The organism is Aeromonas popoffii (genome assembly GCF_000820025.1).
GTDB classification, from domain to species: domain Bacteria; phylum Pseudomonadota; class Gammaproteobacteria; order Enterobacterales; family Aeromonadaceae; genus Aeromonas; species Aeromonas popoffii.
This window is the reverse complement of sequence record NZ_CDBI01000091.1, coordinates 222,794-241,599: the sequence shown is the minus strand read 5'-3', so window position 1 is coordinate 241,599 and position 18,806 is coordinate 222,794. Positions and strand designations below refer to the sequence as shown.

Here is an 18,806-nt window from a genome sequence, read left to right as displayed (position 1 = left end):
ATCGGCATCCGCCGGGCCGACGTCGGCGACGGTGGGAAACAGCACAGCGTCGAGCTTGAGCTCGTCCATCCACTCTTCCAGATCCCGCTTGCGGGTCTTTTCCAGAGCGCGCAGGCCGTCCGGCACAGAGGCAATCTCGTCAAAGCGCTTGATGCCGCGCTTGGCCATATTGACGTACTCGTCCATGCCCGCCGCCAGATCGCCCTCGCGGTTCGGCAAGGTGCCCGGATCGTGGGGGAAGATCTGGGGGCCATCCACATCGGCCAATTGCTTAAGCTTGGGATCGCCGTTGGCGCGCAGGAAGTCGTCAAACGCCCAGCCGGAGAGCTCCCACAGCTCGTCGTTGAGAAACTCAGGGCTCACGATGCCGCGATTGAACACAGTCGGCGTGCCGGGTCTGTCCCCTTCGCAGTTGGAGACCAGCGGGAAGTCCACTTCGACGACGATGGCGCCAGCGGCTTCCAGCGCCTGACGGGCCTGTTCCCACAGGGCGATCACGGTCGGGCGGGTATGGATGCGCTGACCGGTCGGGCCGCCGATGCCGGGGTTGTCGCTGGTGCCGGCCAGTTCATCCTTGTTGATAAACATGCGCGGCACGCCGAGGCGTTTGCCCTTGAGGGCATCGGGCTTGGCGGCCAGATCCAGATAAGACGCCGGACGCACTTCTGAGGCCTTAGGGATCTGCACCCAGGGCTGCATGCGCCACAGATCGCCACGGGTCTCAGTATCATCCGCCACCACTACATCCAGCACTTCCAGCAGATCATTCATGGTGCGGGCATAAGGCACCACCACATCCATGGTCGGGGTCAGCGGCCAGTTGCCGCGCACCGAGATGACGCCACGTGATGGTGTGTAGGCACACAGACCGTTGTTGGAAGCAGGGCCACGGCCGCTCGACCAGGTCTCTTCGGCGAGACCGAAGGCGGAGAAGCTGGCGGCGGTGGCGGTACCGGCACCGTTGGAGGAGCCGGAGGCAAACGGCGCGGTCAGGTAGTCGGCGTTGTAGGGGCTCTCGGCACGGCCATAGACGCCGCGCTGCATGCCGCCATTGGCCATCGGCGGCATATTGGTTTTGCCCAGGCAGATGGCACCGGCGGCGCGCAGCCGCTCAACGGTAAAGGCATCGCGCTGGGCCACCAGATCCTGGAAGGCCGGGCTGCCGGAGGCGGCGGTCAGCCCCTTGACCAGATAGCTGTCTTTGGCGGTGTAGGGAATGCCGTCGAGCGGGCTTAAGATCTCGCCACGGGCGCGGCGGGCGTCAGACGCTTGCGCCTCTTTCAGCGCATCGGGATTGGGTACCACGACGGCATTGAGGCGGGTTTGTGTCTCGGGGCCGTTGTAGGCGGCGATACGGGCCAGATAGGCCTTGACCAGTTCGACCGCTGTGGTGCGGCCTGATCCGAGCGCGCCGCGCAGCTCGGCAATGGAAACCTCTGTCACTTCGATCATCTGGATCTCCTGTAAAAGGGTGACTGTTTGTCATGATGATCGCCGCATCAGCGCCTGCGACCATCACACCATCAAGAGATAAAACCCCACAGTGTGGGGTTTTGAATACTAACTTCGGCTGGCTTACTGACCTGAAGGGATCTGCTGGGTAATGCAGTGGATATTGCCACCGCCCAGCAGGATCTCGCGAGCCGGTACGCCGATCACTGTGTGCTCGGGGAAGATCTCTTCCAGCATGCGCTGGGCTTCGCCATCGGTGGCGGCATCCAGCAGCGGGTAGACGATGTGATCATTGGTGATGAGGAAGTTCACATAGGAACCGGCCAGACGACCTTCTGCTTCGCGCGGTACACCGCTGCCGCTCTCGACGCCTGCGGACTCTTCCTCGGTGCAGTAGAGCGGGCCCGGCTGGGGCAGCTTCCACACTTTCAGCTTGCGACCCTTGGCATCGACCGCTGCTTCCAGCACCTTGAGGGCGGCCACGGAACGGGCGTACTGGGGATCGTTCTCATCGTCAGTCCAGTGCAGGGCCACTTCACCCGGACGCACGAAGCAGCACATGTTGTCGATGTGGCCGTCGGTTTCGTCCATATAGACGCCTTCGTCCAGCCAGATAAAGCTCTTCACGCCCAGATAGTCGCGCAGGTGGGCTTCGATCTGCACTTTGCTCAGGTGCGGGTTGCGGTTTTCGTTGAGCAGGCACTCGGCGCTGGTCAGACAGGTGCCTTCGCCATCGACGTGGATGGAGCCCCCTTCCAGAATGAGCGGCGCGTCGTAACGCGCCATGCCGTGCTGGGCCAGCATCTGGGCCGCCACTTTTTCGTCCTGATCCCAGGGGTAGTAGAGACCACCCTTGTGGCCGCCCCAGGCGTTGAAGCCCCAATCCACCCCACGGCACTCGCCTGCGGCGTTGGTGACTATGGTGGGGCCTGTATCGCGGGCCCAGCAGTCATCGCTGTTCATTTCGACCAGGGTCACGTGGGCGGGCATGATGGTGCGGGCCTGCGCCATAAACTGCGCTGGCACCCCCATAAAGACCGGGGTGGCTTGCCCGATGGCATCCGCCACCTTGGCGAAGGTGGCTTGCGCGAAGCGACCGGCCTCACGCCAGTTGTCAGGGCGAAACGGCCAGATCATCCAGACGGCCTGCTGGTGCGCCCACTCGGCGGGCATGGTGAAGCCGTCGGCAACTGGGGTGGAGTTGATCGTCTTGATGCTCATCGCAATATCCTTGCGGGCCTGTGATGGCGATGCACGCCTCACAGGGCCGGTAAGAGGGAAAACGGGCGGGCCCCACCCCGGCAGCGTGCCGAACGGGCGCCCCCTGGAAAAAATAAGCGTGGCCCGCAGTGTAAGAAGTTGCGCACCCATCCATCAAATGAATAGGATGGATTGTCCCATAAACACTGCCAATGACCCCACCATGAAACTACACCAGCTCGACCTCAATCTGCTGCTCGCCTTTGACGCCCTGATGGCACAAGGCAGCGTCACCCGCGCCGCCGAGACACTTTTTATCAGCCAGCCCGCCATGAGCCACGCCCTCGGTCGGCTGCGCACCTTCTTCGGCGATCCGCTGCTGGTGCGTACCCCGCAGGGGATGCTGCCCACCCCGCGCGCCCAGCGGCTGCATCTGGGGGTGCAGCAGGCACTGCGACTGCTGGAGCAGCAGCTCTCCGATGAGGAGGTGTTCGAACCGATCCAGTCCAAACGGCGCTTCGTGCTCTGCACCACGGATTACGTGGAGTGCGTGCTGATCCCGCCCCTCATTCAGCGTCTCAAGGGGCTGGCGCCGGGGGTCACCATCGAGATCCGCATCCTGCGCGATACCTTGCCGGAGGCGGAGCTGGCGAGCGGCGAAATCGATCTGGTGCTGGGCTTTGACGAATACATGCAGGTGCCGGGGTATCTGGGCAAGGAGACCTGGCTGACCGAGCCGCTGGCCGGGCTGGTGCGCGCCGATCTGCCGATTGCCAAGTCGGCCCCCGCCGGGGCCGAGGATGACCCCTCCCAGTGGCTGGAGCGCATCACTCTGCAGCAGCTTATCGCCATGCCCCATGTGTTCCACTCGCCCCTTGGCACCTCGGAGGCGAGCCTGGACCGCTATTTGCAGGGCCTCGGCCACGGCCGCACCATCTCGGTCAACAGCCAGAGTTATATGTCCGCCGCCGCCATCGTCAGCCAAAGCGACCACCTGCTGGTGCTGCCCAGCATGGTGGCCGATCTGCTCGCCAACCACTGGCCGCTCAAAAGCCTGCCCTTGCCTGCGGATGTGCCCGACTACCACCTCAACTGCGTCTGGCATCCCGTTCACGCGCAACAGCCCGCACTGGTGTGGCTCAAAGATTTGATGAAAGAGCTGGTGGGGCCGAGGTGACACTGCTGCGTCTGGCAGCCCCATCGGCATGCCCAACAGCCCGTGCTGGTGTGGCTGAAAGATGTGATGAAGGAGCTGGTGAGCCCGAGATAGACAGGCTCCCCCTCGGATGGGATCGGGTAAGCCAAAGGGAAGGGTAGCGCCCCTCATCCCCCCCCCTTCTCCCGCGAGGGGAGAAGGATGCAAACAACCCAGCGGCTGGCTTATGCCCGCAGGGCCGTCATCAGCTGGGTGACGACGCCATCGAGCAGGGCACGGTCGGGGCGGCACTGGGCGAAAGTGACCAGGCCCTGAATGTTGATCAGCAGGAAGGCGGTCAGGGTCGGGATGTCGCGGTCGGCCATCAACTCCCCGCGCTGCCGGGCAAGATTCAGGAGCTGCGCCAGATCGGCCTCCAGCTCGGCATAGATAGCCTTGAGGCGCAGGTGCAGCTCTTCGTCCTGCTCCGCCAGCTCCATCAGGGTGCGCGTCACCAGACAGGTGCCACACAGGGCATCGTTCACTATCTGGCTGAGGTAGGCCTGTATCCCCGCCAGCGGGCTCTGGCCGGCAAAGAAGCCACGGCGCAGCGCGCTTTTTTCCTGCACATAGTGATCGACCGCCGCCAGCAGCAGGCCGCGTTTGTTGCCAAACGCCGCGTAGAGGCTGCCCGGATGCAACCCGGTCGCCGCCACCAGCTCCTGCATGGTGGTCTTGGCGTAACCCTTGGCCCGAAATGCCTCCATGGCATTTCGCAAGACGTCGTCCCGGTTGAACTCGGCGCTGCGCATGGTTTCTCCGTTGAACAAGCGATCACCGGCGCAGAGCCGATGAGAGGGAAACAAAAAGGGCGGCAAGTTTACCCCAGCGGGCAGGCAAGACCAACCCATCTTGAATGCTTGTTCAAAAAAGACTTGCACACAAAACAAAAAACGTCTTGAATGCTCGTTCAAGAATCACTCCCTCAGGACGACGCTCATGAATACCCTGTTTCAAGCCTATCGCCTCAACGACACCCTCACGCTCGCAAATCGCTTCATGATGGCCCCCCTCACCCGTTGCATGGCAGGCCCGGGCCTGGTGCCCACCGAGCAGATGGCCGCCTATTACGCCCGGCGTGCCGATATCGGCCTCATCATCTCCGAAGCGACCATCATTCGTCCCGACGGCCAGGGCTATCCCAATACCCCTGGGATCTACAGCCCGGAGCAGATCGCAGGCTGGAAAAACGTCACCCGCGCCGTGCACGCCAAGGGCGGCAAGATCTTCGCCCAGCTGTGGCACGTGGGTCGCCTCTCCCACCCCTTCTTCCACCATGGTGAGGTGCTGGCACCGTCCGCCGTCGCCCATAAGGGCACAGTACCGCGCATGCGCGAGCTGGAGTATCAGGTGCCCCGTTCCCTGACAGTGGCCGAGATAGGCCAGCTGGCCGAGGATTATGCCCAGGCCGCCGCCAACGCCATCGAGGCGGGCTTCGATGGGGTGGAGATCCACGGCGCCAACGGCTACCTCATCGACCAGTTCCTGCATCACACCACCAACCTGCGCACCGACAATTACGGTGGCAGCCCGGAGAAGATGAGCCGTTTCGCACTGGAGGTCGTGGATGCGGTCAACGCCCGCATCGGATCCGAGCGGGTGGGCCTGCGCCTCTCCCCCGGTGCCTATGTGCACCTTGAGGGTGACCAGCGGGATCGCGCCGTGTTCGATTATCTGCTGGCCGAGCTGAACCAGCGTGCTCTGGCCTATGTACACCTGGGCATCTTCGATGACAGCCTCACCTTCGACTATCTGGATGGTCACGCCTCCGACTACCTGCGCGCCCACTACGACGGTCATCTGGTGGGCGTCGGCAACTACAACGCCGACACTGCCCTGGATGCCATCAAGGCCAACCGCTTCGATCTCGTCGCCATCGGCCGCCCGCTGATCGCCAACCCGGACTACCTCGCCAAAGTGCAGAAGGGCGAGGTACTGACCCCCTATGCCGACGCCATGCTGGCAGAGCTGGTGTAAGCAGGCCAACCCTGCATTCTGGTTATCCAACGCATTGTTTGGGGCCTTTTGGGCCCCTTTTTTATGTGCAAAAAAAAGGTTGCGCATTACAACCAATTGGTTATTTTAGTTGTCAATGACAACCAAATAGGAAACCCTGATATGGATCCCCGTCCCCTGCGCGCCCTGTCGCGCGATCTGGTGCGCGAACTCGGCATGCTCTCCCAGCAGTGCGGCGAGCTGGCGTTGACCCCGCTCGAAGCCCATCTGCTGATCGAGCTGGAGAGCGGCCCCGCCACCAACCAGCAGCTGGCAGAGCGGCTGCGCATCGACAAATCCAACGCCAGCCGTCCGCTGGCGCGACTCGCCGAGCGCGAGCTCATCAGCTGGCACCCCCACCCCTCTGACGGACGCAGCAAGGAGGCGCGCCTCACTATCGCCGGCCAGGCCCAGCTGCGGGACCTGCACCAGGAGATGGACAACGCCATGGAAGAGACCCTGGCCCAGCTCACCCTGAGCGAACGCGAGCAGCTGTGGGCCGGCCTGCACCTCTACCGCAGCGCCCTCTCCCGCACCCGCCGTCAGCAGGGCTACCGCATCCGTCCCATCACCGCCGCCGACAACCCCCATATCGCCAACGTGGTGCGCGCCGTCTCCGCCGAATACGGCCTCACCGCCGACAAGGGCTATGGCGTGGCCGACCCTGACCTCGATCGGCTGCACGAGACCTACCAAGGGGAGAAGAGCCGCTACTGGGTGATCGAAGGGCCCGATGGCACCATTCTGGGCGGTGGCGGTATCGCGCCGCTGGGGGGGGAAGAGGATCAGGTCTGCGAACTGCAGAAGATGTACTTCATGCCTTCCCTACGCGGGCTGGGGCTGGGACGGCGACTGGTGTTGCAGGCACTGGACGAGGCGAGAACCCTGGGTTACCAGCGCTGCTATCTGGAAACCACCGAGGTATTGCGCGAGGCGACCACACTCTACGAATCCCTCGGCTTCGCGCACCTGCCGGGGCCGCTCGGCCGCACCGGCCACGGGGATTGCGAGATCTGTATGGCCAAGGCACTGTAGCGGCGGTCGCCTCCTTCTTAGACCTTCTCCCGCCAGGGGAGAAGCACCTAAACCCGTTGGGCGTAGTGGTCAAAGGCAGTGATCTTTTGATACCCCTCTGATTCATAGAGTAATTTAGCGGGATGATTAGATATGCCCGTGGCCAGCTTTACGGTCAGCGCATCTGTCTCTTTGGCAAAGCTTGCTACCCGTTTTAGCAGGGCCCTCGCCACTCCCTGCTGACGGGCCGACTCGACAACATAGAGATCGTTGAGATACCACATCCGCTTCATTGCAACGGAAGAGAATGCGGGATAAAGCTGGGTAAAACCGATGCTTTTCCCCATCTCATTGCGAGCAAGAAAGATGACCGAATCGGCGGCGGTGAGGCGCTCGGCAATGAAGCCGGTCGCGGCACCATGATCCGGATCCTGCCCATAAAACTGGCGGTAGGCATCAAACAACTGACTGGTTTCTTCAAGATTGGCAGGGGTGGCTTGGAGAATGTGCATGCTATGTCCTTATTGCTGCTCTTTCCGAAATATTCATGACGAAGAGAAATCCTATGTTGGTTTCGTATGGAAAAACAATGGGATATTGTGATCAGGAAGGGAATGATGACCATGTAAAAAGAGACCCCGCCGAAGCGGGGTCTCTTTTATCGTCAACCGACAGGCCAGCAGGCCGTTATCAGTGCTCGCGAGTCTGGCGGAAGTGAACGTCCGGGTGACGCTCCTGAGACAGACGCAGGTTGACCATGGTCGGGGCTATGTAGGTGAGGTTGTCACCGCCATCCAGCGCCAGGTTCAGCTCGTTCTTGCGCTTGAACTCCTCGAACTTCTTGACGTCCGTCCCTTCCACCCAGCGGGCGGTGGAGACGTTGACGGCTTCGTAAATAGCTTCGACGTTGTACTCGCTCTTCAGACGCGACACCACCACGTCAAACTGCAGCACACCGACCGCGCCAACGATCAGATCGTTACTGATGAGCGGACGGAACACCTGCACCGCCCCCTCTTCGGAGAGCTGAACCAGCCCCTTGAGCAGCTGCTTCTGCTTGAGCGGATCGCGCAGGCGAATGCGGCGGAACAGCTCGGGGGCGAAGTTCGGGATACCGGTGAACTTGAGATCTTCACCCTGAGTGAAGGTGTCACCGATCTGGATGGTGCCGTGGTTGTGCAGACCTATGATGTCACCGGCACAGGCTTCAACAGCCTGCTCGCGATCACCGGCCATAAAGGTCACGGCATCGGAGATGTTCACATCCTTGCCGATACGCACATGGCGCATCTTCATGCCCTTGGCGTAGGTGCCTGACACTATGCGCATGAAGGCGATACGGTCGCGGTGTTTCGGATCCATGTTTGCCTGGATCTTGAACACGAAGCCGGAGAATTTCTCCTCGGTCGCCTCAACCAGACGGCTCTCGGCCTTGCGCGGCATAGGTGCAGGGGCCCAGTCGGTCAGTCCATCCAGCATGTGGTCGACGCCGAAGTTACCGAGCGCAGTACCGAAGAAGACCGGGGTCATGTCGCCGGCGATAAAGGCCTCGTGATCGAACTCGGGAGAGGCGCCCTGCACCAGCTCCAGTTCGCCACGCAACTGGGCGGCAAGGTCTTCGCCGATGGCGGCGTCCAGCTCGGGGTTATGCAGCCCCTTGACTACCCGCTTCTCCTGAATAGTGTGGCCCTGACCAGTCTGATACAGATAGGTCTCGTCCTTGTAGAGGTGATAGACACCCTTGAAGGATTTACCACAGCTGATCGGCCAGGTAATGGGGGCGCACATGATCTTCAGCTCGCGTTCTACCTCGTCCATCACTTCCATCGGGTCGCGTACTTCGCGGTCCATCTTGTTCATGAAGGTAAGGATCGGGGTGTCACGCAGCCGGGTCACTTCCATCAGCTTGCGGGTCCGGTCTTCAACACCCTTGGCGGCGTCAATGACCATCAGGCAGCAATCCACGGCGGTGAGAGTACGGTAGGTATCTTCGGAGAAGTCCTCGTGACCCGGGGTATCGAGCAGGTTGACCAGGCAGTTGGAGTAGGGGAACTGCATCACTGAGGTGGTGATGGAGATACCGCGCTGCTTCTCCATCTCCATCCAGTCGGATTTGGCGTGCTGGCCTGAGCCACGGCCCTTGACGGTACCGGCGCGCTGAATGGCCTGTCCGAACAGCAGGACTTTTTCGGTGATGGTGGTTTTACCCGCATCCGGGTGCGAGATGATCGCAAAAGTGCGTCTCTTGGAGACTTCACTCAGAAATTCAGCTGACATAATTCAACGTTCTTCTATTGAGCGATGGCATTTGCCACCGTGGGAATACATCCGGGATGCCGCATTCGACTCACGGCACATTTGCATGTATGCAGCATCGAGCCCGCCGGCATACACAGGACTGCAAGCAACTAACGCCACGCGGGCTGACATCGAGGTCAACCGGGTGGAACAGGGGAGGCTGGTTGCATTACATGGGTCTTCTCGCCTGAGTCAAAGCAAAATTGCGCGACATTATACCCGCGCGAGTGAAAAATACCCAGCCCGGCTTAGGGCCGTTCGCAAAGGGTGCCGGGCGACCTACTCGGCCCGCATCACCCGGTTACGGCCAGCCTGTTTGGCCCTGTACATGGCCTCGTCGGCTCGCTGGAGCAGCCCCCCCAGGCTGTCGTCGAGGGGGTGGTATTGGGCACAGCCTATGCTGACGTGCACCGGATGCGCCTGTGGCATCCCCTCGATGTGCAGCTGGGAGACCCGATGGCGGATCCGCTCCGCGACCTCGGCCGCTTCCGCCATGCAGATGTCGGGCAACAGAACCAGAAACTCCTCGCCACCATTGCGCCCCACCCTGTCCAGGGGGCGCAGCTGGGCGGCGATGCACCTGGCAACGGCTGCCAGCACCTGATCCCCCATGTGGTGGCCCAGCCTGTCGTTCACCTGCTTGAAGTGGTCTATGTCCAGGAGCAGCACGCTGAGCGGCTTGCCATTGTCTCTGGCCAGCCTGAACCACTCCTCGCCCTTGGCCTGGATCTGACGGCGGTTGTGGATGCCGGTGAGGTCATCGGTCATGGCGAGCTGACGCAGCTTGCGAGAGCGCTTGAAAAGGTACAGCACCAGCATGCCCATAATCACCAGTAACAGTATCACCACTGCATATTGCCATTGCCGCCGCTCCTGCAGCTGCTTTAACTGTTCGGCCTGAAGCAGCTGCCGGGTCTTGAGGGTCTGATTCTCCAGATCCTTGCGCGCCAGATCGAACTCCAGGCGGATCTGGGCCGAACGCTGTTCGTTAAGCAAATCATCCAGCTCGCTCTTTACCCGCACATACTGCTGGAGCGCCGCCAATGCACCATTCACCTGGCCCTGCTGCTCAAGAATTCTGGCCCTGGCCTGATAGATCCAGGCAAGAAAGCGCTGGTTCTGCTCCTGACTGAAGATGGATTCAGCCCGTGCCAGATAGTGCAGTGCCTGGTCGCCCTCCTTTTTGGCCTCCAGTGTCAATCCCATCACCAGTTGCCAGAGCCCCAACGTAGCTTCATCCGTATCTTCTTCATATCGATAGAGGACGGGCTTGGCCTGTTCCAACTTGATCAGCGCCTCGTCAATCCGGTTTAGATTCAGCAGGCTCCAAGCCAACTCGACCCTGATCCAGGCCAGATCCATTTCCCGTTGCTCCTGACGGTAATAACGTTCAGCCGCTTCGAGCAGAGGCAGGGCCTGTGCATAACGGTCCTCATCGGTATAAAGAATGGCCAGTAGGGTACCCACATCGATGAGGCTGTTCTGATCGTGTCGCTGCTGATAAGCCTGCATCACCTCTTCAAAATACTCGTGGGCACGCACGTATATCCCCATGCGCCGATAGGTGTTGGCAATCTGTGCCAGCACCTTCAATCTCAACCCCTCCTGCCCCAGCGAGACATAACCATCATAGGCGGCAAGCAGGTCTATCAACCCCTGCGACAGCACCCCCTGATAGGCAAACATGTCACCCCGATAGCTGAGCGCATCGCTTTTCAGACGGGGGTCATCAAGTGCCTCGGCCAGTCGCAGAGCAGCATCATAATCTGCCTTGGCTTGTGTCATATTGCCCAGCATCTGCTGATTGAAGCCCCGACAGATAAAGAGCCCGGCCTCCGTCTGTTTGTCATCCTGTCTACGAGCCACCGCCAGTTGCTGACTGGCGAAGGCAATGGTCATCTCATATTCGCTGGTGCGCTCGGCATCACGCGCCCAGCACTGCAAACGGGTGATACGACCCTGCAACGGTTGTGAGTAGCTGTCCCGATGGGCGGCCAACGCGGCTACCCGCAGCCGGAACACGCGCGGGGGAAGCGCATCATTTTCCAACTGGCTCAACTCCCCGACCAGTGCAGGCTCAGGCAAAGGGCCCCGGGCCGCCCACACAGGTGTCATCCACCCTGCGAGCAAGAGCAGCGGTATCAGACAAAGTGAAGCCATTGTATGAATCATGAGAAGAAACAAGCTCATTGCGGCGCAAACGTTGACTCATCATATCGCTCCTTGGGGGGCTCGCCAGCAAAACCTGTTGATACAGCCCGACCCGGGTCAGAAACCTGCCCCATGCAAGACGAGAGACGGACAGCAATATCATTTTGTCGCTCTTTACAGGCCCACAGCCAGCATCGACTATAAGCGGCATTTATCACCGGCAAGAGTGCCCTCATGACACACGAAGATCTGCAGGCTGCCTATGACAAGCTGCTGCAGGAGAATGGGCGACTGAAGCGGCTGGCCGAGGATGCGCGGGAGAAGCTGGATGCCGCCATGGATGGCACAGGCCTGTGCATCTGGCAGAATCACGTCCCCACCGGCAAGCTCATCATCTTCAACCGGCGCTGGGGCTCGTCCATCAGCCCGGCATCTGAACATGGTCAAATGGGCTGCGGCCCCATCACCTTGACGGCGCGAATGACGACGTGGCTGCGGGGGAAACCGTCACGCCGCCGGTGTGGCTGGCGCTTGGCCTTTTGTGTGTCGGGGTAGTGCTGGCCAGTCTGCCAGCACGGCGCGTCTCAGCTACGCTGCCAGCGGCGCAACAGGCGACCGCGCAGACCGCAGTCGAGTAGCCAGCTTTTATCGAACACCCGCAGCAACGCCGGCTTGGCGTGGCGTGACATGGCAACGGCATTGAACCGGGTGCCGCGGCCACGCTGACGGTCCATCAGCTCCACCAGCGAGGCAGGCAGGCGCTGAGCAATAAAGTCGGAGATCACCAGTACATCCGCCAGCTCGAAACCGGGGGCCTGTAACTGGTGCAGGGATGCGCTCAGGCAGGGCAGCAGATCCGTGCCGCCATTGAAGGTCATGGCCAGAAAACGCTGCGCCTCATCGAGGCCATCGGCATTGGTCAACTCGAAGGTCGCCACATCGGTGGAGAAGAGCATCACAAAGCAGCGCCGCTGCTCGGTCAGGGCAAGCTGCAACAGCGCCAGTGCCAGCGCCTTGGCGCACTGCTCAGGGTAACCGCCCATGGAGCCGGACGTATCGATACAGACAATCACTGGCCCCATGGGCTGCAACGCCTGATCACCCCGGGCCGTGGTACGGGGCAGCAACTGATGCCTCGGCAAGGTGCCCCTGGTCTGATAACTGAGCAGGCGGCGCTCCAGATAGCGGCGGTAAAACTCCAGCTCCAGTTCGGGAACCCCCAGCATCACGGCTTCACTCGGCAGCATCCTCATCAGATCATTGGCCGGGTGGATCCCGACCAGATCATCGGGCACATCGTCACTTAACACCGGCTCCTGGATCAGGGTGGGCTGGGGTGGCTGGGGTCGTTGCAACTGCTCGTTATCGTGCAGACTGCGCCCCATGCTGTCGGCGATCTCCTGCAACATGGGCTCTTTACCCAGCATGGCGGCGTATTGACGGATCAGCACCAGAGAAGCAGGCTGCCAGCGCCCCTGAGCCAGGTTCCACAAACCACCGGCCGTGCGCCGCTGGGGATCCAGCACTTGCTCCAACTCCTCGCTGGCGCCAATCTGATCTTCCAACTCCTGCTGCAACCTGAGCCGCTCCGCCTCGGCCAGCTCCTGCTGCAAGCGCAGCAAGGCCCCCACCAGACTGGCTCGCCACCGATCAAGCAGCAATCGCCTGGCCCCTTCAGTGGGATGGTCCACCAACTGATGAGCCAGCTGACGCCCCTCATCGGCAAAATCGCTGCCCCGCTCCAGAGCACTGAGCAGGGTGGGCAACTCGGTCACCAGCTGGGCGAGATAAAGGGAAATAAAGTGCTGGTAGAGTAGAAATTCCTGCTCCAGCGTCGAAGGCACAGGGGTATGGGCTATGGTGTCATTCACCTGATGGCGCCAGCGCTGCAGCCGCTGTTTCAGGGAACGGCCCTGTGCCTTGCCTACCCGGATAAAACGGGAGATCTGGGTGCTCGCCAACAGGGCAACCACCATTTCAGTCACCATCTCCCCTTCCGAGAGCGCCAGCAGGGCGCTCATGGTGCCAATCTCGATCATTTACCCCGGCTCCCCGCACAACAGTGGCAAGCGCTGTTGCCACTGAGCCAGCAGATCGGCGGTTTGGTCAAGTTCACGGGCCTGGGTGAAAAAGCCTTCCTCAATGGTCACCAGCCAATGCGAGCCGAGAAAATGGTGAGGCTGGTGGTCATCAAAGCGATGACGCTGACGGCGCAACTCGGTGCGCAGGGCCACCAGTTGTTCACTCAGAGTGGCCAGCGTCTGGTACCAGGGAGCACTTATCAGCCCGGGCAAAGGCTCACGGCACACCAGCACCAGAGGAATAGGATGACGCTGGCTGTCGAGCAGGTTGAGACGTTGGCTGCTGTCGAGCTCAAGCTCCAGGGTCAACCCTGTCTTGCTGCCTGCGGGATGAAAGAGCACCTTGTCGCCACCAAACTGCCAGTGACCCAGTACCACCTTGTCACACTCCAGTGTCTCTACCAGCAGATCCGGCTCCTCCGGGCTAAGCCGGGCAGGGGTGAGCAGGTGCAACTGGATTTGCAAGCCACGCGCCCCTTCCTTGCGGGCCTCATCCAGCGGCAATTGCCACCCCTTGCTGCGCTTGCCCAGCATCCCCCTGTGGGGCTCGGCCTTGAGTGCCAACCGGGCACTTATTTGCTGTTGCAACGCCTGCAAGGCCGAGGTAATGGCCATATGACGGGCAATCAGTGACTGCTGCCGGTAACAGTGCAGACGGGCAAACTCTTCCATCAGCGTCAGCAAGGCGGTACGACTCTCTGCGTTATGCCAGAGACAATCTTTCAGCAACAGCAGATCCAGCGGTGCCACCTCCCGCCTGCCATGGAAGAAAGCACTGGCCTTGCACAGGCGTACCGCCTTTTTCCAGCGCCGATCCGAAACGTAGCAAGGCTCATCACCCATGCTGTCGAGCCGCAGCCGCAATTGATAGACAAGTTCGAACACCTCGTCGGGCAGCACCACTTGCTCTATCTGCTGTTGCCACAACTCATACTCCTCACTCCTGACTTGCAGGGCGGGAGAGAGGTGACGGGGAGAGACGCCATCACTGGACAACATGGCCTGGAAGTTGGCCTTCTCCTGCACCCTGTCCATCCAGACGCGCACCAGCATGCGATCGTAGAGAGCTTCCAGCCCGCTGTCCGGCGCCGGCAGCTCGTTGGAGGCGGTCACCAGCAGCCGCATGGGGATGGGGTGCTGGCTGTCGCCGTTGCGAAACTGTCGCTCGTTGATGGCGGTGAGCAGGGTGTTGAGGATGGCGGGGCCCGCCTTCCAGATCTCGTCGAGGAACACCACCTCGGCTTCCGGCAGGTAGCCCGTGGTCAAGCGCAGATACTTGCCATCTTCCTTCAGCGCCTGAATGGAGAGGGGGCCGAACACCTCCTCCGGCGTACTGAAGCGGGTCATCAGGTATTCGAAGTGACGCGCCTCGTGGAAGGCCAGCTTGAGACGGCGTGCGATCAGGCTCTTGGCGATACCGGGTGGGCCCAGCAAGAAGACACTCTCGCCGCTGAGGGCAGCCAGCAGACCGAGCCGCAGGGCATCCTGGCGCTCATACAATCCTTCTCCGAGTGCCGACAGCAGGCCTGGCAAGCGTTCATGAATGGGGGCAAGGCAAAGATTCTGTTGTGCTAAAGGTGGCATAAGCGCACTTCCGATACTGGGGTTGTCTGGAACCGGCACACCCGCAACTCGGTCGAATGTTCCCTGTTCTGCTGATTGTATTGTGTCGAGGCCACCTGCGGACAAAACCGTCTGGCGCATAGGCGCTGGGCCACCACTCCTGGCTAAAACATACCGCAAAAGATGCAGCAAAACGCGTTCGAGTGTACCCTGCGCAGAGCTTTTTTCACCAATGCAAATCAAGACAGAGCCACAGCCCATGCAAGATCCCGTGCGTCAGAGCACACATCAGGCGCCATCCCTTGAGCCAAGCGGCCTCACGCCCGATCTGATGCGTCAAACCCTGTTGGCCCGTATGGGGATACAGAGCTGGCAACTGCGCCGCCCGGCCCTGCTGGGGGTCCATACAGCCCCAGACAACCAGGAAACCGTCACGCCGGCCCCTGCTCGGGATACGCCTTCCGTCGCACTGGCCCAATCTGAGCTCGACACGCCGCCGGCCGGCAAGCTCTGGATCCTGGCCCCTCGCCTGCCCGCCCCGACCCTGCTGGCAGATCTGTGCCAGTTGCTCGGCATCACCGTCGACGAGGTGACGCTGCTGACCAGGCTGCCCACCGGGCACAAGCCACCCCAGCTCTGGCTGGAACTGGCCGATCCCGCCTGGCCCGATGCGCTGGTCTGCCCGCTCACGCCGACACCGGCCCAGAAACGGGCGCTGTGGCAGCAACTCAGATCGCGCCTAGGTTAAGCAACCCTGTTGCCCGGATCTGCCCCTTTCCTTCCGCCGCCCCGACCCAACCCGGAGTCACCATGCCTGAGTTTCGTCCCCTGCTCGAGACAGATTTCGAGCTGATTTACCCCATAGAACAGGCCGCCCACAAGGAGCCCTGGAGCCAGGCAAACCTGATCTCCTGCTTCGGGCCGCGCTATCTCAATGGCTTGATGCTGCTGGATGGCCGCCCCGCCGGTTTCTACATCTCGGATCTGGTGGCGGGCGACAGCTCGCTGATGAACATCTGCGTGCACCCCGACTTTCAGGGCAAGGGGCTGGGACGGGCGCTGTTGAAGGAATATCTGGCGCGCAGCAAGGCGAAGGGGGCCAAGGCCTGGTTCCTGGAGGTGCGCGACAGCAACCGGACCGCCATCGGCCTCTATGAGAGCGCAGGATTTGCCGAGTATTGCCGCCGGGCCGACTACTACGGTACTGGCCAGGATCGGGAAGACGCCGTGCTCATGTCACGCCTGTTCGACTTCGGCTAGGCCGCCTCACAGCAGCGGCGCATTGTCGAGAGCCGGATCCTGCAGACTCTGGGTGGTGTGCAGCACGGCTTCAAAGCCAGCCGCCGACAACGGCATGAAGAAGCCGCGCTGCCAGGTGACACCCGGCATCCAGATCTGCTGGAGATCCACCACTATCTTGATGGGCTTGAGCGGTTCCCCCGGCTGCTGCACATAGATGCCGGGCAGGGTCACCACCTGCGGGAAGCTGCGCAGTATGTGCTCGCTGCCATCCCCCGCATCCGGATTGAGCCGCACCTTGACCAGCCTGGCCAACACGGGCGCCATCTCCTGTGACTGCCACAATGTGGCGTCCAGCAGCATGCAGCGTCGGCACTTGGCACGCTCGATCACATAGAGCAGTGGATAGCCCTTGAGCTGGGCCAGCTGCTGCGCCTTGGCGTATCCGTCGGCGCCGCTCAGCCAGGGGCTCTCTTCCTCGCTGGCCATATCCCCCAGCGCAAACCAGAGCCCGCCAGCCCCGGCCAGCAACAGCAATACCCCTGTGACCACCCCCTTGATCCCGACACTCATAGACACCCCCAAACGAATCCAACTCATCACCACCCATCATGCCTCAAGTTTGCCCTGATTGCTGACTTTGTGATCCAAGACAAACGGCGCACACTTGTAAGCTGTAATCTTAGAGTTTAAACTCCAGCGCAATTTTTTGGTGCCCCTGCGGGCGTACAACTGTTACTTGAGGATGTTTGACTGATGCCGAAACTCCATCTGGTTCGACTGATGCGTGAACGTATCGCCCGGCTTGGCAACAGGGCCGCCCTGCGCGTACAACAGGATGGCCAATGGCGTGCCATCGGCTGGCGTACTCTGGGACAGGCCATGGACTACTGCGCTCAGGCGCTGATCCGCGCCGGCCACCAGCCCACCGAAATGGTCGGCCTCTACGCCCGCAACATGCCGGAGTGGACCCAGGCCGATCTCGGCATCCTCGCCGCCCGCGGTGTCAGCGTGCCAATCTACCCCACCAGCACCCTTGAGCAACTGCGCTATATCGTACGAGATGCCAACATAGGTCTGCTGTTCGTCGGTGAACAGGCCCAGTTCGATCAGGCGCTCACGCTGTTGAAAGATGGCGAGATCCGCCAGATCGTCGCCCTCGATGGCAAGGTCAACCTGCGTGACTGCCCAGAGGCCAGCCACTTCCAGGCCTTTCTGGTCTCCGGCAACCATCAGGCCAGCGAGCAGGAGTTGCGGATACGGGAAACCCAGTACCGGATGGATGACTTGCTGACCCTGATCTACACCTCGGGCACCACGGGTGAACCCAAGGGGGTTATGCTCGATTTTGCCAACATCGCCGCCTGCTTCGAGATGCACAACAGCCGCCTCGATCTCAACGAGCAGGATGTGTCGCTGTGCATGTTGCCGCTCAGTCACGTGTTCGAGCGCGCCTGGACCTACTACGTGCTCTACTGCGGCGCCGAGAACGTCTATATCCGCGATCCGCAGAAGGTGATGGATGTCATCGGTGAAGTGCAGCCGACCGTCATGTGCGCCGTGCCGCGCCTCTACGAGAAGGCCTACGCCATGATCCAGGCCAAGGTGGCTCAGGCGCCACGCCTGCGTCGTGCCCTGTTCGGCTGGGCCACCGGCGTCGGCAAGCAGCTTGTCTCCAGCCGTCAGGCTGGCAAGGCAACCTCGCCGCTGCTTTACGCCCAGCTCTGGCTGGCTGAGCGGCTGGTGTTTCGCAAGCTGCGCGCCCGCTTCGGTGGTCGCACCCGCTTCCTGCCGGTGGCAGGCGCCCGTCTGGCCGACGACGTGAACTTCTTCTTCCAGGCCATGGGGCTCAACCTCAAGTACGGCTACGGCATGACTGAGACCACGGCCACCGTCTGCTGTTACGAAGACAACCAGTTCAAGCTGGGCTCCATCGGCACGGCCCTCAACGGCATAGAAGTGAAGCTGGGTGAGAGCAACGAGCTGCTGGTGCGTTCCCCGACCGTGATGCGCGGCTACTACAACAAGCCCGATGCCACAGCCGAGGTGATGACCGAAGACGGCTTCCTGCGTACCGGCGATGCGGGCGAGCTCGACAGCGACGGCAACATCTACTTCACCGAGCGTCTCAAAGAGCTGATGAAGACCTCAAACGGTAAATACGTGGCGCCGCAACTGGTGGAGGGAACTATCGGCAAGGATCGCTTCATCGAGCAGATCGCCATCGTCGCCGATGCCCGTCACTTCGTCTCGGCGCTGATCGTGCCCTGCTTCGAGTCGCTGGAGGAGTACGCCCGCTCCATCAACCTGCAATACCAGTGCAAGACCGAGCTGCTGCGCCACTCCCGGGTGATGGAGTTCTTCGATGCCCGCATCCAGGACCTGCAAAAGGAGCTGGCCAAGTTCGAGCAGGTGAAGAAGTTCACCCTGCTGCCAAGCGCCTTCTCCATGGAGCTGGGGGAGATCACCCCCACCATGAAACTGCGCCGCAAGATCATCGAATCCAAGTACCAGAGCGAGATCGAGGCCATGTATAACCATGTCTGAGTACCACCACGCCTGATCCCGCACAGGTTCAAGGAAATAAAAAAGCCGCTCACTCGAGCGGCTTTTTGTTT

At 61.3% G+C, this 18,806-nt stretch carries 15 protein-coding genes and 1 pseudogene; 7 read left to right on the top strand and 9 right to left on the bottom strand.

What is annotated here, in order from left to right; translation table 11 throughout:
• Positions 1-1,452: amidase (locus tag BN1129_RS19980; protein WP_042038904.1), on the bottom strand; the 1,452-nt coding region annotated here is incomplete at its 3' end.
• Between the two features lie 123 nt (positions 1,453-1,575).
• Entirely contained in the window at positions 1,576-2,673 is a 1,098-nt protein-coding gene (gene aguA, locus BN1129_RS19975) for an agmatine deiminase (RefSeq protein WP_042038902.1), read from the bottom strand.
• Between the two features lie 202 nt (positions 2,674-2,875).
• Here aguA and BN1129_RS19970 point away from each other — a divergent pair, with 202 nt between their 5' ends.
• Complete coding sequence (locus tag BN1129_RS19970; RefSeq protein ID WP_042038900.1) at positions 2,876-3,829, top strand: LysR family transcriptional regulator; 954 nt, start codon at positions 2,876-2,878, stop codon at positions 3,827-3,829.
• Positions 3,830-4,032: 203 nt separating this feature from the next.
• On the opposite strand, the gene BN1129_RS19965 is transcribed toward BN1129_RS19970, so the two are convergent.
• Positions 4,033-4,599: a TetR/AcrR family transcriptional regulator gene (locus BN1129_RS19965; protein ID WP_042038898.1), complete on the bottom strand. Its 567-nt coding sequence runs from the start codon at positions 4,597-4,599 to the stop codon at positions 4,033-4,035.
• 187 nt (positions 4,600-4,786) lie between these two features.
• Here BN1129_RS19965 and BN1129_RS19960 point away from each other — a divergent pair, with 187 nt between their 5' ends.
• Both BN1129_RS19960 and BN1129_RS22880 read left to right on the top strand, forming a co-directional pair.
• Positions 4,787-5,824: an alkene reductase gene (locus BN1129_RS19960; RefSeq protein WP_042038896.1), complete on the top strand. Its 1,038-nt coding sequence runs from the start codon at positions 4,787-4,789 to the stop codon at positions 5,822-5,824.
• Positions 5,825-5,965: 141 nt separating this feature from the next.
• Entirely contained in the window at positions 5,966-6,877 is a 912-nt protein-coding gene (locus tag BN1129_RS22880; protein ID WP_084204710.1) for a bifunctional helix-turn-helix transcriptional regulator/GNAT family N-acetyltransferase, read from the top strand.
• A 47-nt stretch (positions 6,878-6,924) separates the two neighbouring features.
• Here the strand turns inward: BN1129_RS22880 and BN1129_RS19950 are convergent, their stop codons facing one another.
• The 3 genes from BN1129_RS19950 to BN1129_RS23920 all read right to left on the bottom strand — a co-directional run bounded on the left by BN1129_RS19950 (position 6,925) and on the right by BN1129_RS23920 (position 11,314).
• Positions 6,925-7,368: a GNAT family N-acetyltransferase gene (locus BN1129_RS19950; protein WP_042038894.1), complete on the bottom strand. Its 444-nt coding sequence runs from the start codon at positions 7,366-7,368 to the stop codon at positions 6,925-6,927.
• Positions 7,369-7,546: 178 nt separating this feature from the next.
• Positions 7,547-9,136 carry a peptide chain release factor 3 gene (gene prfC / locus BN1129_RS19945; protein ID WP_157013489.1) on the bottom strand — a complete coding sequence of 530 codons (1,590 nt, stop codon included), beginning with the start codon at positions 9,134-9,136 and terminating at the stop codon, positions 7,547-7,549.
• A 297-nt stretch (positions 9,137-9,433) separates the two neighbouring features.
• Entirely contained in the window at positions 9,434-11,314 is a 1,881-nt protein-coding gene (locus BN1129_RS23920; RefSeq protein WP_042038892.1) for a GGDEF domain-containing protein, read from the bottom strand.
• 225 nt (positions 11,315-11,539) lie between these two features.
• Here BN1129_RS23920 and BN1129_RS22875 point away from each other — a divergent pair.
• A pseudogene (locus tag BN1129_RS22875) lies at positions 11,540-11,797 on the top strand (hypothetical protein); the annotation flags it as partial.
• Between the two features lie 92 nt (positions 11,798-11,889).
• Here the strand turns inward: BN1129_RS22875 and viaA are convergent.
• Entirely contained in the window at positions 11,890-13,344 is a 1,455-nt protein-coding gene (viaA, locus tag BN1129_RS19930) for an ATPase RavA stimulator ViaA (protein WP_042038888.1), read from the bottom strand.
• Entirely contained in the window at positions 13,345-14,970 is a 1,626-nt protein-coding gene (locus BN1129_RS19925; protein ID WP_042038885.1) for an ATPase RavA domain-containing protein, read from the bottom strand.
• 238 nt (positions 14,971-15,208) lie between these two features.
• On the opposite strand from BN1129_RS19925, the gene BN1129_RS19920 reads away from it, so the two are divergent.
• A complete protein-coding gene (locus BN1129_RS19920) occupies positions 15,209-15,697 on the top strand; it encodes a DNA polymerase III subunit psi (RefSeq protein WP_042038884.1) in 489 nt (162 codons plus the stop codon).
• A gap of 62 nt (positions 15,698-15,759) precedes the next feature.
• Positions 15,760-16,209, top strand: coding sequence for a ribosomal protein S18-alanine N-acetyltransferase (gene rimI, locus BN1129_RS19915; RefSeq protein WP_042038883.1), 450 nt, complete (start codon positions 15,760-15,762; stop codon positions 16,207-16,209).
• A gap of 6 nt (positions 16,210-16,215) precedes the next feature.
• Here the strand turns inward: rimI and BN1129_RS19910 are convergent, their stop codons facing one another.
• Positions 16,216-16,761 carry a hypothetical protein gene (locus BN1129_RS19910; protein WP_042038882.1) on the bottom strand — a complete coding sequence of 182 codons (546 nt, stop codon included), beginning with the start codon at positions 16,759-16,761 and terminating at the stop codon, positions 16,216-16,218.
• Positions 16,762-16,944: 183 nt separating this feature from the next.
• Between BN1129_RS19910 and BN1129_RS19905 the strand changes: the two genes are divergently transcribed.
• The gene (locus BN1129_RS19905; RefSeq protein ID WP_042038879.1) at positions 16,945-18,735 is read left to right on the top strand and encodes an AMP-dependent synthetase/ligase; all 1,791 of its coding nucleotides are present in this window, start codon (positions 16,945-16,947) and stop codon (positions 18,733-18,735) included.
• Positions 18,736-18,806: the final 71 nt, after the last annotated feature.